Origin of the sequence: Actinoplanes couchii, from assembly GCF_016862075.1 — a bacterium.
In the GTDB taxonomy this organism is placed as follows: domain Bacteria; phylum Actinomycetota; class Actinomycetes; order Mycobacteriales; family Micromonosporaceae; genus Actinoplanes; species Actinoplanes couchii.
This window is the reverse complement of the sequence record NZ_BOMG01000119.1, coordinates 49,079-62,993: the sequence shown is the minus strand read 5'-3', so window position 1 is coordinate 62,993 and position 13,915 is coordinate 49,079. Positions and strand designations below refer to the sequence as shown.

General features: G+C 69.0%; 11 protein-coding genes. 6 read left to right on the top strand and 5 right to left on the bottom strand.

Going from position 1 to position 13,915, the window contains the following annotated elements; all coding sequences use genetic code 11:
* The 3 genes from Aco03nite_RS47420 to Aco03nite_RS47410 form a co-directional block, all read right to left on the bottom strand.
* Positions 1-577, bottom strand: a 577-nt coding sequence (locus Aco03nite_RS47420; RefSeq protein ID WP_203808832.1) for a MarR family winged helix-turn-helix transcriptional regulator, incomplete at its 3' end; no start/stop codon positions are given.
* Complete coding sequence (locus tag Aco03nite_RS47415; protein ID WP_203808830.1) at positions 574-975, bottom strand: hypothetical protein; 402 nt, start codon at positions 973-975, stop codon at positions 574-576. The genes Aco03nite_RS47415 and Aco03nite_RS47420, both read right to left, overlap by 4 nt.
* 316 nt (positions 976-1,291) lie before the next feature.
* A complete protein-coding gene (locus Aco03nite_RS47410; protein ID WP_203808828.1) occupies positions 1,292-1,942 on the bottom strand; it encodes a response regulator in 651 nt (216 codons plus the stop codon).
* 602 nt (positions 1,943-2,544) lie between these two features.
* On the opposite strand from Aco03nite_RS47410, the gene Aco03nite_RS47405 reads away from it, so the two are divergent.
* The 4 genes from Aco03nite_RS47405 to Aco03nite_RS47390 all read left to right on the top strand — a co-directional run bounded on the left by Aco03nite_RS47405 (position 2,545) and on the right by Aco03nite_RS47390 (position 6,664).
* Positions 2,545-4,128, top strand: a complete 1,584-nt coding sequence (locus Aco03nite_RS47405; protein ID WP_239146018.1) for a GAF domain-containing sensor histidine kinase — start codon at positions 2,545-2,547, stop codon at positions 4,126-4,128.
* Positions 4,129-4,199: 71 nt separating this feature from the next.
* On the top strand, positions 4,200-5,159 hold the full coding sequence (locus Aco03nite_RS47400) for an Acg family FMN-binding oxidoreductase (protein ID WP_239146014.1): 960 nt from the start codon (positions 4,200-4,202) through the stop codon (positions 5,157-5,159).
* A 9-nt stretch (positions 5,160-5,168) separates the two neighbouring features.
* Positions 5,169-5,909 carry a cobalt ECF transporter T component CbiQ gene (gene cbiQ, locus Aco03nite_RS47395; protein ID WP_203808825.1) on the top strand — a complete coding sequence of 247 codons (741 nt, stop codon included), beginning with the start codon at positions 5,169-5,171 and terminating at the stop codon, positions 5,907-5,909.
* Positions 5,906-6,664 carry an energy-coupling factor ABC transporter ATP-binding protein gene (locus tag Aco03nite_RS47390; protein ID WP_203808823.1) on the top strand — a complete coding sequence of 253 codons (759 nt, stop codon included), beginning with the start codon at positions 5,906-5,908 and terminating at the stop codon, positions 6,662-6,664. Before cbiQ ends, Aco03nite_RS47390 begins: the two co-directional genes overlap by 4 nt.
* Before the next feature lie 40 nt (positions 6,665-6,704).
* Here the strand turns inward: Aco03nite_RS47390 and Aco03nite_RS47385 are convergent, their stop codons facing one another.
* Positions 6,705-7,157: a peptidoglycan-binding domain-containing protein gene (locus Aco03nite_RS47385; RefSeq protein ID WP_203808821.1), complete on the bottom strand. Its 453-nt coding sequence runs from the start codon at positions 7,155-7,157 to the stop codon at positions 6,705-6,707.
* Positions 7,158-7,335: 178 nt separating this feature from the next.
* Positions 7,336-9,744, bottom strand: coding sequence for a phosphoketolase family protein (locus Aco03nite_RS47380; RefSeq protein ID WP_203808819.1), 2,409 nt, complete (start codon positions 9,742-9,744; stop codon positions 7,336-7,338).
* Between the two features lie 175 nt (positions 9,745-9,919).
* On the opposite strand from Aco03nite_RS47380, the gene Aco03nite_RS47375 reads away from it, so the two are divergent.
* Positions 9,920-10,267 carry a hypothetical protein gene (locus Aco03nite_RS47375; RefSeq protein WP_203808817.1) on the top strand — a complete coding sequence of 116 codons (348 nt, stop codon included), beginning with the start codon at positions 9,920-9,922 and terminating at the stop codon, positions 10,265-10,267.
* 7 nt (positions 10,268-10,274) lie between these two features.
* On the top strand, positions 10,275-13,517 hold the full coding sequence (locus tag Aco03nite_RS47370; RefSeq protein WP_203808815.1) for an NACHT domain-containing protein: 3,243 nt from the start codon (positions 10,275-10,277) through the stop codon (positions 13,515-13,517).
* Positions 13,518-13,915: the final 398 nt, after the last annotated feature.

Genomic DNA, 13,915 nt, shown 5'->3' with positions numbered 1-13,915 from the left:
ACCTAGGTTCGGGCCAGCCAGGGCCTCGTTCCCGGCGCCCGGCCGGGGCCTCGCACCGGGAATCCACGGCATCGCTTCGGCTGTCCGGGACGGTGCCTCCGGCGGCCGGGGTGATACTTCCGGCGGCCAAGGCCTCGCTTCCGGCGGCCAGGGCGTCGCGTAGGCGTTCCAGTGCGGGCAGGGCCGCGATCAGCGCCGCGTGATCGGCCGGGGCGAGGGTTTCCGCGGCGGCGGCGACCAGATCGCCGGAGGCCCGGTCGAAGCGGGCGAACAGTTCGAGGGCCCGTTCGGTGGCCAGCACCTCGACATGACGGCGGTCACCGGGGCGAGGGCGACGCTCGATCAGACCGGCGGTCTCCATAGTGGTGAGCAGGTTGCTGATGGTAGGACGACTCAGCCCGAGCCGGCCGGCCAGCTCACCGGGCGAGGCCACCGAACCCCGGGGCAGAGCCCGAATGATCTCGATCTGCGCATCCGGAATCTCCGGAAGCCGCTCAGCGGCCCGAGCGGTGGACAACAGGGTCCGCCGCAGGGGCGAGATGACAGCCGCCAGCCGAGCAGCATCCAGCGCGGTCACGCAGCACCCCCGGCCGGGCTCAACGCCGCCCGGTCGCCGAGCACCTCCGAACGAAAACCGGCGGCCTTCTTGTTCCTCGTCGCAATCGGCTCCGCCTCTTCACTCAGCGGCCGACGGATCCCATCCCCCAGCAAACGGAAGCCGACAGCCCACTTGCTCCCCATCGCAATCGGCTCCATCTCCTCCACCGGCAGGTGGCGGATCCCGTCCCCCGGCAAACGGAAACCGGCAGCCTCCTTACCCCCCTTCGCAATCAGCTCCGTCTCCTCCACCGGCAGGTGGTGAATCCCGTCCCCCGGCAAACGGAAGCCGACAGCCCTCTTGTTCCCCATCGCGATCGGCTCCACGTCCTCCGACGGCAAGCGGTGGATCCTGGCATCGGCGATCACGATCGTCATGGCTCGATAGTTTTGTGACAAACATGTTGGGTGTCAATACTCACGGTTCCGCCCCTGCCCGGGCCCTTACACGGCCGCCCGAAAACGCGGAAAGCTTGAGCCACGGCAAGCGGGAGGGGGCCACATGGGAATCGGTTCCGGGTTCGCGGTGACCACCGCATCCGGCCCGGCGGTCGCTGGTCGGTCCGGTGCGGCGCGGACCTCGCGGGACGGCCACGGGACTGTTCGTGGACCGTACCGAAAAAAGAGAAGTGGCCCGGACGAAATCGCCCGGGCCACGGCAGACGCCCGCCTCGGTGATGCTGGGACGGTGCGCTCAGTGGTGCTGTGAGGGGTGGTCGCCGAGCAGTTTGGTGGCCAGGACGGCGGCCTGCGTGCGGCGCTCCAGGCCCAGTTTTGCGAGGAGGCTCGACACGTAGTTCTTCACCGTCTTCTCGGCCAGGAACATGCGGCCGGCGATCTCGCGGTTGGTCAGGCCCTCGGCTACGAATCCCAGGATGCGGCGTTCCTGGTCGGTGAGGGAGGCCAGTTCGCGGGGCTGTTCGACGCCGTTGCGGATGCGCTCCAGGACGCGCTGGGTGACGGCCGGGTCGAGCAGGGACTGGCCGGAGGCCACCCGGCGGACGGCGTCGACCAGGTCGGTGCCGCGGATCTGCTTGAGCACGTAACCGGAGGCCCCGGCCATGATCGCGGCGAAGAGGGCCTCGTCGTCCTCGTAGGAGGTGAGGATCAGGCCCTTGATCGACGAGTCGACGGCGCGCACGTCACGGCAGACGTCGATGCCGTTGCCGTCGGGCAGCCGGGCGTCGAGGACCGCGACGTCGGGGCGCAGCGCGGGGATGCGGCGGGCCGCCTCCTGGGCGGACCCGGACTCGCCGACCACCTCGATGTCCCCACCGGCCTGGAGCAGGTCGATCAGGCCGCGGCGGACGACCTCGTGGTCGTCGAGGAGAAAGACTCGGATCATGTCTCAATTTCTACCCTGAGATGTCCCGGCCACCTAGGGACCAAAGTCCCGCGCGGCGAACAAGCCCCCGGACACCGGCCCACCCAGGCCCGGGACAACGCCGGACCGAACCGCGCCATGCTGCCGGGAGGACCGCGACAACGCCGGGCAGAACAGCGGCACGCGGCCAGGCGGGATCGGGACAAGCCCGGGTCGAACCGCGGCACGCTGCCACGCCCGGGCCGAGCCGCGACGTGCTGGCGCGGTGGGCCGAGCCGTTGTCATCACGGCGCACCTTTTGCCAGACGTCGCGGCGCCGCGGCACGCCGCCGGGGACGAGTCGAGCCGCACTGGCGGGGTGCCGGCGGGGTGGGGCAGGCTGCGCCGATGGAGCGGCTGCGGTGTGGGGGCGGCTGCGGTGTGGAGGGCCGGCTGCGGTGTGGAGGGCCGGCTGCGGTGTGGAGGGCCGGCTGCGGTGTGGAGGGCGGGGTGGGGTGGGGACAAAGGCCCCGGGCAGGCCGGACGGGGCACCGGATAGCCTCGACGGCGTGGCTGATGCGTCGACTCCCTCGTTGGGGCTCACTCCTCTCTCCCGGGTTCGGCTCGATGAGCTGCTGTCGGAGATGCAGAACCGGGTGGGTGACATCGTCACCAGCCGGGAGCGGCTGAGAGCTCTGCTCGACGCGGTTGTCGGCATCGGCACCGACCTGGATCTGAGCAGCACGCTGCAGCGGATCGTGGAGGCGGCGTGCGCGCTCGCGGGGGCGCGGTACGGCGCTCTCGGCGTGGTCGGCCCGGACCGCCGCAGCCTGTCCGACTTCGTCACGCACGGTATCGAGCCGGCGCTGCACGCGAAGATCGGTGATCTGCCGCACGGGCGTGGCGTGCTGGGCCTGCTGATCACCGATCCGAAGCCGGTGCGGCTGCCGGACATCACCCAGCACCCGAATTCGTTCGGGTTCCCGCCGAACCATCCGCCGATGCACAGCTTCCTGGGTGTCCCGGTGCGGACCCGGGATCAGATCTTCGGCAATCTCTACCTGGCCGAGAAGCTGGGCGCCGACGAGTTCACCGACGACGACGAGGAGATCGTGGTCGCGCTGGCCGCCGCGGCGGGTGTGGCGATCGACAACGCCCGGCTGTACGCGCTGGCCCAGCGCCGTCAGCGCTGGCTGTCGGCGGCCGCCGAGATCACCGGCGTGCTGTTGGGGACGGTGCGCCGGACCGAGGCGCTGCGGCTGATCGCCCGCCGGGCCCGGGAGGTGGCCGACGCCGAGCTGGTGCTGGTGCTGCTCCGGGAGAGCGACAGCGACCGGTTCCGGGTGGAGGTGGTCGACGGCGCCGATGCGACGCTGACCGGGAAGGTGTTGCCGGCGTTCGACGCCGACGACGAGTACCGCCTGGTGGAGAACCTGTGCGAGGCCGCCGAGTGGCCGGCTCCGGTGCCGGACGGCCCGGCCCTGGTGGCGCCGTTGAAGAGTGACCCGCCGGGGGTGCTGATCGTGAGCCGCCCGGCGAGTGTCGACGACGCGGCGCTGTTGTCGACGTTCGCGGGGCAGGCGGCGCTGGCGCTGGAGCGGGCGCGGGCGCAGGAGGAGCGGGAGCTGCTGGCGGTGCTGGAGGACCGGGAGCGGATCGCCCGGGATCTGCACGACGTGGTGATCCAGCGGCTGTTCGCGACCGGCATGCAGTTGCAGGGCGCGATGGCGCCGGGTGTCCCGCCGCAGGTGGTGCAGCGGATCAACACGGCGGTCGACGATCTGGACGCCACGATCCGGGACATCCGGCGGTCGATCTTCGAGTTGCGGGCGCCGGTGGGCGCCACGTTGCGGACCGAGTTGCGGGACACCTGTGACGCGGCGCTGGACACGCTCGGGTTCCGGCCGACGCTGGAGACGACCGGGCCGGTGGAGAGTTCGGTGCCGGACGACATCGTGCCGGAGCTGATGGCGGTGCTGCGGGAGGCGTTGTCGAACGTGTCCCGGCACGCGCGGGCGCGCAGTGTCCGGGTGTCGGTGCGGGTCGCCGACCGGCAGGTGATCCTGCAGGTGGAGGACGACGGGGTGGGCATCGATCCGGCGCTGGCCCGGGGTGGTGTGGTGAACATGGGTGAGCGGGCCCATGACCTGGGCGGCGGTTTCGAGATCGGGCCCCGTTCGGACGGCCCGGGCACGCTGATGACGTGGCGCGTTCCGATCGGCAGTTGACCGGGACCTTCGGCCCTTATCACCGGGAGTCTCGCGAGGCACGGTGTAGGGGACAGTGAAGGAGAATCGCCGTGAACCGCTACGACTCGTCCGACCTGCGGCGCGCCGCCGCGGCCGGGATCCAGGCCCCCTCCATGTACAACAGCCAGCCGTGGGCGTTCCGTCTGCGGGACGGCGCCATCGAGGTGATGGCCGATCCGAACCGGCAGCTGGCGATCGCCGATTCCGGCGGTGGGTGGGCGATGCGGCTGGCGCTGGGCGCGGCCACCTTCAACGCCCGGCTGGCGCTGGCGTGGGCGGGCACCCCGGCGGACGTGCTGCTGCTGCCGGAGAGCGGCCAGCCCGAGTTGATCGCCCGGTTGACGCCGGCCCGGCACCGGCCGCCGACCTACACCGAGCGGGATCTGTACGCGGCGATCGAGCGCCGGTACAGCAACCGGGAGCCGTTCTGGCCGGATCCGGTGCCGGCCGACGTGCGGGTGCGGCTGATCGAGGCGGCCCGGGTGGAGGGCACCTGGCTGGATCTGCTGGTCGGGATGACGGCGCTGACCGGGTTCTCGGAGATCGCGCACAGCGCCGACCGGGTGCTGCGCCGGGACACCCGCTACCAGGCCGAGTTGATCACCTGGACCGACACCGAGTCGGCGGAGGACGGCATCCCGGCGGTGGCGGCCGCGGCGGTCACCGAGGCGCAGGATCTGCTGCCGCAGCGCAACTTCGGCGGACGGCGCCGGGCGGCGGGACGGGATTACGAGCCGGAGCCGCTGGTCGGGATCCTGGGCACGGCCGGGGACCGGAAACTGGATCATCTGATGGCCGGTCAGGCGCTGCAGCACGTGCTGCTGACCGCCACCGACGCGGGCCTGGCGAGTTCGCTGATCTCGCAGCCGATCGAGGTGGCGCCGGCCCGGGATCAGTTGCGGCGTTCGCTGGGGCGGACCGGGTTCCCGCAGATCGCGTTCCGGATCGGTTTCGGCCAGCCGGGTCACCCGTCGCCCCGCCGTGACGTCGCCGATGCCCTGGTCTCCTAAAATCACCGCATGAAACTCCTGCATCTCGACGGGGAGAGCCCGGTGCACCGGCTCTCCCCCGAGGTGAAGATCGCGTCGGTGCTGCTGTTCACGATCGTCGTGGTGCTCACGCCGAGGGCGGAGTTCGCCGCGTTCGGCGGTTACGCGGTGCTGATCGCGATCGTCGCGGTGCTGGCCCGGGTGCCGGCGTTCTGGCTGCTCAAACGGGCCACCATCGAGCTGCCGTTCGTGCTGCTGGCGGTGGCTCTGCCGATCTTCGGCCAGGGGGAGCGGGTCGACTGGCTGGGGCTGTCGCTGTCGGTCGACGGCCTGCACGGGGCGTGGAACATCTTCGCCAAGGGCACCCTGGGTGTGCTGGCCTCGCTGCTGCTGGCCGCGACCACCCCGATGCGGGATCTGATCACCGGCCTGGACCGGCTGCGCTGCCCGGCGGTGATCACCCAGATCATGATGTTCATGCTGCGCTACATCGACGTGCTGGCCGACGACGCGCGGCGGATGCGGATCGCCCGGGTGTCGCGCGGTTACGACCCGCGGTTCCTCTGGCAGGCGAAGGCGTTCGCGGTGGGCGTGGGGTCACTTTTCCTGCGGTCGTACGAGCGGGGCGAGCGCGTGTACCTGGCAATGCTGTCGCGTGGCTACTCCGGCCGGATGCCGGTGGGCTCGTCGAGAACGGCTCCCGTCCGCGAGTGGGTTCTCTCGGCACTGCTACCGGCCGCGGCTCTCGGCATCGCCGTGGCCCTAGCATGATCGACGTGACTCCGGCACTCGCGATCAGTGGTCTGACCTTCGCCTACCCCGACGGGCGGCAGGCGCTGTTCGGCGTCGACCTGTCGATCGCCGACGGGGAGCGGGTGGCGCTGCTCGGCCCGAACGGCGCCGGCAAGACCACCCTGGTGCTGCACCTCAACGGCATCCTGCACGGTGGCGGCGGGCGGGTCGAGGTGGCCGGGCTGCCGGTCACCCCGCGCGACCGGCAGGCGATCACCGAGATCCGCCGCCGGGTCGGCATCGTCTTCCAGGACCCCGACGATCAGCTGTTCATGCCGACGGTCGCCGAGGACGTCGCTTTCGGACCTTCCAATCTGGGTGTACACGGTGAGGAACTCGCATCACGGGTCACCGAGGCGCTCACCGCGGTCGGCATGCTGGAGCACCGGGACCAGATCCCGCATCATCTGTCGTTCGGGCAGCGCCGCCGGGTGGCGGTGGCGACCGTGCTGGCGATGCGGCCGTCGATCCTGGTGCTGGACGAGCCGTCGTCCAATCTGGATCCGGCGAGCCGCCGTGAGCTGGCCGGGATCCTCGCCGATCTGCCGGTCACGGTGCTGATGGTGACGCATGATCTGCCGTACGCGCTGGAGCTCTGTCCTCGCTCGGTGATCCTGGACGGCGGCCGGATCGTGGCCGACGCCGCCACCGGTGACCTGCTCGCGGACCGCGAGCTGATGGCCGCCCACCGCCTGGAACTGCCGTTCGGCTTCGACCCCTCGTTCCGGCGGTGATCTCCGGCGCGGACCGCGCCGGAGATCACCGGACGGAGCGTCAGGCCGCTTTGCTCAACGGGGCCGCTTCGCGGAGGCCGCTGACGACCGCCTGCCAGGTCTGCGGGCCGGCGATCCCGTCGACCGACACCGGGGCGCCGGTGGACCGCAGCGTCTCCTGCAGGTCGCGGATGGCGGCTTCGGTCTTGGGCCCGTACACGCCGTCGGCGGCATCCAGGGCGAACTCCTCCTGGAGACCACGGACCGCGCTGCCGCTCGCACCGGGCCGCACCTCGACGAGCAGCGCCCGCCACGTCGCCGAGTCGACGACCCCGTTGTCGGGGATGCTCTTGGCCCACTGGAAGGCGCGCACCGCGGCGCCGGTCTCGGAGCCGAAGACTCCGTCGACGGTGACCGTGTGACCGTGGGCGAGAAGCAGGTACTGCAACGTCTGCACCGGGTGGTCGGTGGATCCCTGCCGGGTCGTCGGCCAGGGGTTCAGGGTGGCGGTCATACGGGGGTCCCCTTCCTCATCGTCGAGCGACGGGTGGTTGTGCTCCCATCACTCTCTGGTAAAGCGCCGATGAATAAAAGGGTGAGAAGTCCCACGACTGCAGATTCGCAAGAATTGTTTGGTTCTTGCTGAATGCACCGCGCGCGAATCTGTTGATTCGCGCGCGGTAATGGTCATCTCAGTGCTCGGCCCAGTCCCCCAGCGACCAGTCCCGCACCTCGGGCATGTCCTCGAGGTGTTCGACGACGTACTTCTCGTGCTTCTCCAGCTGCTTCTCGCACCACGCCTTGAGTTCGCTGGCGCCGGCCGGCAGCCGCTTGGCGTTGTTGATCGCGTCCATCACCAGGTGATAGCGCGACGCCCGGTTGCGAACCGTCATGTCGAACGGCGTGGTCGTGGTGCCCTGCTCGATGAAACCGCGCACCCGGAACCGGTCGGCGTCCGGGCGGCCGTGCACCAGCTGGTGGATGGCGCCCGGGTAGCCGTGGAAGCTGAACACCACGTCCACCGTTTCGGTGAACAGCTCACGGAACAGGGTCTCGCTCATGCCGTGCGGGTGGTCCTTGGGCCGGGGCAGGGTCATCAGGTTGACCACGTTGACCACCCGGACCTTGAGCTGCGGCAGCTTCTCCTTGAGGATCTGCGCGGCGGCCACCGTCTCCATGGTGACCACGTCGCCGGCGCAGGCCAGCACGATGTCCGGATCGCTGCCACCGTCGTCGTTGCCGGCCCACTCCCAGATGCCCGCGCCCTGCCGGCAGTGCTCGATCGCCTGGTCCATGGTCAGCCATTGCAGCTGCGGTTGCTTGTCGATGACGATCAGATTGACGTACGACCGGGACCGGAAGCAGTGGTCGGCCACCGAGAGCAGGGTGTTCGCGTCCGGCGGCAGGTAGACGCGGGCCACGTTGCCACGCTGGTTCAGCACCACCTGGATCAGGCCGGGGCCCTGGTGCGAGAAACCGTTGTGGTCGTTGCGCCACGCCGTCGAGGTGAGCAGGATGTTCAGGCTCGGCACCTTGGCCCGCCAGGGCAGGTGCGACGCCTCCTGCAGCCACTTGCCGTGCTGGACCGTCTGCGACGCGCTGACCATGGCGAACGCCTCGTAGGTGGCGAACATGCCGTGCCGCCCGGTCAGGTTGTAACCCTCCAGCCAGCCGTGGCAGTTGTGCTCGGACAGCACCTCCATGACCCGGCCCTTGTTGCTGATCTTCACGTCGTCGGCGGTGACCGACTCCATGAAGCCACGGTCGGAGACCTCGAAGACGGCGCCGAGCCGGTTGCTGTTGGTCTCGTCCGGGCAGAACAGGCGGAAGCTGTCCGGGTTGCGCGAGTAGATGTCGCGCATCATCTCGCCCAGCTTGCGGGTCGACTCGGCACGTTCGGCGGCCGGCGTCTTCACCTCGATGCCGTAGTCACGGAAGTCCGGGATGTCGAGATCTCTGGTGAGCAGGCCGCCGTTGGCGTGCGGGCTGGCGCTCATCCGCAGGTCACCGGGCGGAGCCACGTCGAGGATCTGCCGCACCGGCGCGCCGGAGGCGTCGAACAACTCTTCCGGCTTGTACGACTTGAGCCACTTCTCCAGCTCGGCCAGGTGCTCGTCGTTGCCCTTGACCCCGGAGAGCGGGACCTGGTGCGAACGCCAGGTGCCGGTCACCGTGATGCCGTCGATCTTCTCCGGGCCGGTCCAGCCCTTCGGGGTACGCATGATGATCAACGGCCAGTTCGGGCGCTTGCCGTCCCACGTACCGCCGCGGGCGTCGGATTGAATGCTCTTGATCTTGCCCCAGGCCTCGGCGAGCGTCTGCGCGAACCGGTGGTGCATGCCCGGCAGATCCTCACCCTCGATCTCCAGGACGTCGTAGCCGTGACCCTCCAGGAACTTGCGCACCTCGGCCGGATCCTTGCGGGCCAGCACCGTCGGGCCGGCGATCTTCGCGCCGTTGAGGTGCAGGATCGGCAGGACCGCGCCGTCGTGCTCCGGGTTGATGAAGGAGACACCCTTCCAGGAGCCCTCGAGGGGACCGGTCTCCGCCTCGCCGTCACCGACCACCGCGATCGCCAGCAGATCCGGGTTGTCCATCACCGCGCCGAACGCGTGCACCAGCACGTACCCCAGCTCGCCGCCCTCGTGGATGCTGCCGGGCGTGGTCACCGACACGTGGCTGGGGATGCCGCCGGGCGAGGAGAACTGACGGAACAGCTTCAGCAGACCGCCCTCGTCCTGGCTGACCTTCGGATAGATCTCCGAGTACGTGCCCTCCAGGTAGCCCGCGGCGACCAGCGCCGGACCGCCGTGCCCCGGCCCGGCCAGGTAGATGGCCTGCTGACCGGTCTGCTTGATGAGCCGGGAGACGTGGGCGTAGACGAACGACAGGCCCGGGCTGGTGCCCCAGTGGCCGAGCAGGCGCGGCTTGATGTGCTCGGACGTCAGCGGCTCACGCAGCAGCGGGTTGCCCTGGAGGTAGATCTGTCCGACGGTCAGGTAGTTGTTCGCGCGCCACCAGGCGTCCAGGCCGGCGACCTCGGCGTCGTCCGGCGCGGCGAGCTTCCGCACGAGTTCCTGCTGGTCAAACGTGGCGGTCACGGTCGTTCCTCTCGACGTTCAGAGTTCCTGACTTGTCTTTTCGGAGTTCCTGACTTGTCTCGATCAACGTATCGGCGGCGAAGAACACCGGCACGGGTCTTAGGTCCCCTCCGGTGGGGACGTTAACCCCGCCAGGCTCCCACCCTTGAGTGAAGAGCGAGTTACCGTCGAGTCGATGGCCACACACACGGATCCGCACATCCACGTCGAGGCCCGGCTCAGCGGGTCCGGGCGCACCCGCGACATGCTCGCCGCCACGTTCGGTCTGGTCGCCGAGCTCCCCGCCGCGGTGGAGACCGGCTGCGGCACCGAGGTGCCCCTGGCCATGACCTCCCACCTGCCGGAACGCGTCACCTGCCTGCCGTGCCGGGAACACGCCAGCGCCCAGCACCTACGCTTCGCCGACCAGGTGGCGGAACTGGGCCCGATGCCCGGCTCCCCGATCGCCGAATCCGACGCACTCCGAGCCGCCGCCGAACACCGGGCCTTGGCCCGCCGCTTCGCCGGCTTCGACAGTTCATGATGGGCTGATGCCACGGTCGCTCAGTTACGCCGACGCCGCCCGCCTGCTCGGCGGACAGGACAGCCGCATCGTCACCGCCCTGGAGAAGTCGGCCGGCTGGCTGATGCTGGGCGCCGCCCCCGGAGCCGCCGAGATCCTCGGCCTGTTCGACGCGAAGGTCGAGCTGGTACGCCTGAGCCACGACCTGGTCCGCACCCTGTCGGAACGCCGCAACGGCCTGTCCCGCTACGACCGCACGGCCCGTCTGGAGGCCGCCCACACGGTGCTCGCCGTGTCCGCGTTCTTCGAGGCGCTGGGTTCGCTCGGCTTCGACGCGCTGCTGCCCACCCGGACGGAGCAGACCACCCTCGCCGGTGGAGCCGATCTGCCGTTGCATCATTTCGGTGATCTGATGCCGAATCCGCAGACGCCGCCGGAGAGGTTCCTTCAGCTGTTGCGGGACCGGTACTCGCTCCTGCAGGCACGGGTCCGGCATTTCGTTCGCGGGTTGGCCGCCTGGGAGACCTTGCCTGCTGCTGACCGGGCGCGGTTCGAGGCCGGTCTGGCCGCGGTTCCTGCCGAAGCCTGCCGACGGTACGAGGAATCCTTCCGCCGGTTGGTCGCGGACTTCCCGGAAGTCGCCTGCTGGGCGAGCATGCGTGAGCACCGGGCGACCCGGGCGGCGCTCGCCGGCATGGAGGAGCTGCTGCGGGAGATCTCCAGTGGACGGCTGCCCGAGGAACGACGGCAGAGTCTGGCTGTCGCGAACCGGGCAGAGCTGACCCGGAAAGTTGCCGAGTCCGGTGAGGTTCCGGACGGGATCCGGATGCCGTCGCTGGGTGAAGCGTATGTGCCGCCCCTGCTCCGGGCCTCGAACGTGCTGGCCGGCGACCGGATCAGTGAGGAAGCCTGGTGGGACGGCCGAGCGGTGCGCGGCGATCTTTCGGACTTCCTGATCGGGCACCTCACATCGCCGCAAGCGGTGCGCGCGCCGCTGCTCGTTCTCGGACAGCCCGGGTCAGGGAAGTCGGTGCTGTCCCGGGTTCTCGCGGCCCGGCTGCCGTCCGCCGACTTCATGCCGGTGCGGGTCGTGCTGCGCGACGTCTCCACCATCGACGAGCTGCAGCTTCAGATCGAGCACGCGATCCTGCTGGCCACCGGCGAACGGATCGAATGGCCGGCTCTGGCCCGGTCCGCCGGGGGCGCGCTGCCGGTCGTCATCCTGGACGGTTTCGACGAGTTGCTGCAGGCCGTCGGGGTCACGCAGACCGATTACCTGCTGAAGGTCGCGCGTTTCCAGGAACGGGAGGCGGAATTGCGGCGCCCGGTCGCGGTTCTGGTCACCACCCGAACCGCGGTGGCCGACCGGGCCCGCTCCCCGGAGGGAACGGTCGCGATCCGCCTGGACCCCTTCGACGACGTGCGGGTGGGCACCTGGCTCGACATCTGGAACGACCTCAACGCGGTCAATTTCGCAGCCCAGGGTCTACGGCCGCTGCCCGCCTCGGTGGTGCTGGCCCATCGGGTCCTGGCCGGGCAGCCGTTGTTGTTGCTGATGCTGGCCCTCTACGACACCACCGGAAACGCGCTGCAAAAGGCCGAAGGCAACATCCAGGCCCATCAGCTGTACGAGGACCTGTTGCGTTCTTTCGCCCTCCGCGAGATATCCAAGCAGCGGCCCGGCCTGTCCTCTCGTGACCGTGACGTGGCAGTGGAGAACGAACTGCGCCGCCTGTCGGTGGTGGCGTTCGCGATGTTTAACCGAGCGGCACAATGGGTGGCCGAGGCCGACCTGGCCCGCGATCTGGCGGCGCTGCCGTTCGGAACTCCGGCCCAGCGCCCGCCCACGACCGACATGCGAACGCCGTTGGGCACCGCGGAGTTGACGCTGGGCAGGTTCTTCTTCATCCACCAGGCAAGGGCGTCCCAGAACGAGGAGAGACTCCAGACGTTCGAGTTCCTGCACGCCACGTTCGCCGAGTACTTCGTGGCCCGCCTGACCTGGCAGTTGATCCGCGACGTGGCCGCCCGAGACGCCGCATCCACGATGTCGTTCAACTCCAGCCCCGCCGACGACGACCTGCTCCGGGCCCTGCTGTCATTCGAGCCACTCAGTCTCCGGGCCCCGGTCGTCGAATTCCTGGCAGCCCTGTCGGAATCCACGACCGCCGAGGTCCGCGACGGCGTCCGGCAGGTCGCGTTGCGATTGTTCCGGACGGTCAATCGCACTCCCCCGACCGCACGTTACGCCGATTACCGCCCGCAGTCCCCGAGCGAGCCGGCCCGCTATGCGTCCTACGCCGCCAACCTTCTCCTGATCAGCCTCGCCACCGGCACCGTCCACGCCCGCGAGCTGTACTCGGAGCTCGCGGACCCGGTCGACGCCTGGCATGCGCAAGCCCTGCTCTGGCGTTCCCAGCTCACGACCGATGGCTGGACCTCTCTGGTCGACTCCATCGACGTGGACCGGATCTGGCTTGACGGTGTTCGCGACATTAAGCTTGTTCTCGACAAAAAGGTCACCCCTCGCGAAGTCGATCTCTCCCGGACTTTCAAAATCGGTCAAAACTTGCTCGATGGATACCTCGACCTGGGGGACTTGAATCCCTTGGCGCTACGACGCAAAGCCTATTTCCAATGTGACACGCTCGATGACATCGTGCAGCACTCGCTGGAGCCGCTCAGCGAATCACTCGGATTGAACATCAACCAATTCGCCGTTGCCGACGGCCGGCCCATGGCATCAGCTGCTCACATCATCCTCCGCGTCATGGTCGGTCCATCAACCGAGAACGTCCAAGCCGCAGATCAGTTCGCTACGCAAATGTTCCTACCTCGCGATGACGGACTCGGACATGGCGGCTTCGTCCGCGTGCTACTGGATCATCTGCACGCCGATCGGGTCGACGCTCGAATCGCCGTCGCGCTTCTGCAACGAATCTACGACCAAAACGGGATTCATGGCTTCCTGGCAACCGTGGTCCTCCGCCGCATCCTAGAGTTCCTCGGTCGAGGTCAGCCTCAGGATGACCGCAATCTGGCATCGATCGGAATCGGAGTAATTGCCAAGTTGTATAACCTCATCGACCCGGACGTCACCGCAGACCTCTTGGTGAGGCTTTTCGAGCAGGGCCTGCTCACGGCACTGCCCGGCCGCTTGGCGGGACAAAATTCCGAGCAGGATTCCTTGGTGCAGAACGTCAAAAATACCCGCCCGGATTTGGTGCCACGCCTCCGGACGATGTTCACAGCGTTGGCTTCGGACCGGTGACCTGTGATGGCCACAGGCCTGGGCAGTGTCCGGCGAGCAAGTCGATGCAGTCGAAGGAGAGGCCGAGGCTCGCAGTGACCACCCCGGCACCGAGCCGCATTCGCGAATCCGACGGTGTAGGCGTTGGCCGCGCCCCGCCTATTGAGCCCACCCCCGGCCACCCGCCACGATGAAGCGCTGCATCGTCACCGAGTCGGCAGCCTTGCAGGTCCACGGGAGACGTTGTTCTCACGGACCGGGCCATGTAGTGGATCAGCGAACGAGACCTGGTCGCCGATTCCGGCGGCTTTGATGAGGGCACGCCGGGGAATCGCAGCACTCATGGGGATCAACTCCGGAAATGCGGGGGGATATTTCCGGCCTCTCGACGGGAGATTCGCCATGGACGTCGGCGGCCG

What these genes read in the sequence shown, in the direction of transcription:
- Aco03nite_RS47415 (WP_203808830.1), bottom strand. Translation starts at nt 975, where the DNA reads ATGACGATCGTGATCGCCGATGCCAGGATCCACCGCTTGCCGTCGGAG.
- Aco03nite_RS47410 (WP_203808828.1), bottom strand. Translation starts at nt 1,942, where the DNA reads ATGATCCGAGTCTTTCTCCTCGACGACCACGAGGTCGTCCGCCGCGGC.
- Aco03nite_RS47405 (WP_239146018.1), top strand. Translation starts at nt 2,545, where the DNA reads ATGCAGAACCGGGTGGGTGACATCGTCACCAGCCGGGAGCGGCTGAGA.
- cbiQ (WP_203808825.1), top strand. Translation starts at nt 5,169, where the DNA reads ATGAAACTCCTGCATCTCGACGGGGAGAGCCCGGTGCACCGGCTCTCC.
- Aco03nite_RS47390 (WP_203808823.1), top strand. Translation starts at nt 5,906, where the DNA reads ATGATCGACGTGACTCCGGCACTCGCGATCAGTGGTCTGACCTTCGCC.
- Aco03nite_RS47385 (WP_203808821.1), bottom strand. Translation starts at nt 7,157, where the DNA reads ATGACCGCCACCCTGAACCCCTGGCCGACGACCCGGCAGGGATCCACC.
- Aco03nite_RS47375 (WP_203808817.1), top strand. Translation starts at nt 9,920, where the DNA reads ATGGCCACACACACGGATCCGCACATCCACGTCGAGGCCCGGCTCAGC.
- Aco03nite_RS47370 (WP_203808815.1), top strand. Translation starts at nt 10,275, where the DNA reads ATGCCACGGTCGCTCAGTTACGCCGACGCCGCCCGCCTGCTCGGCGGA.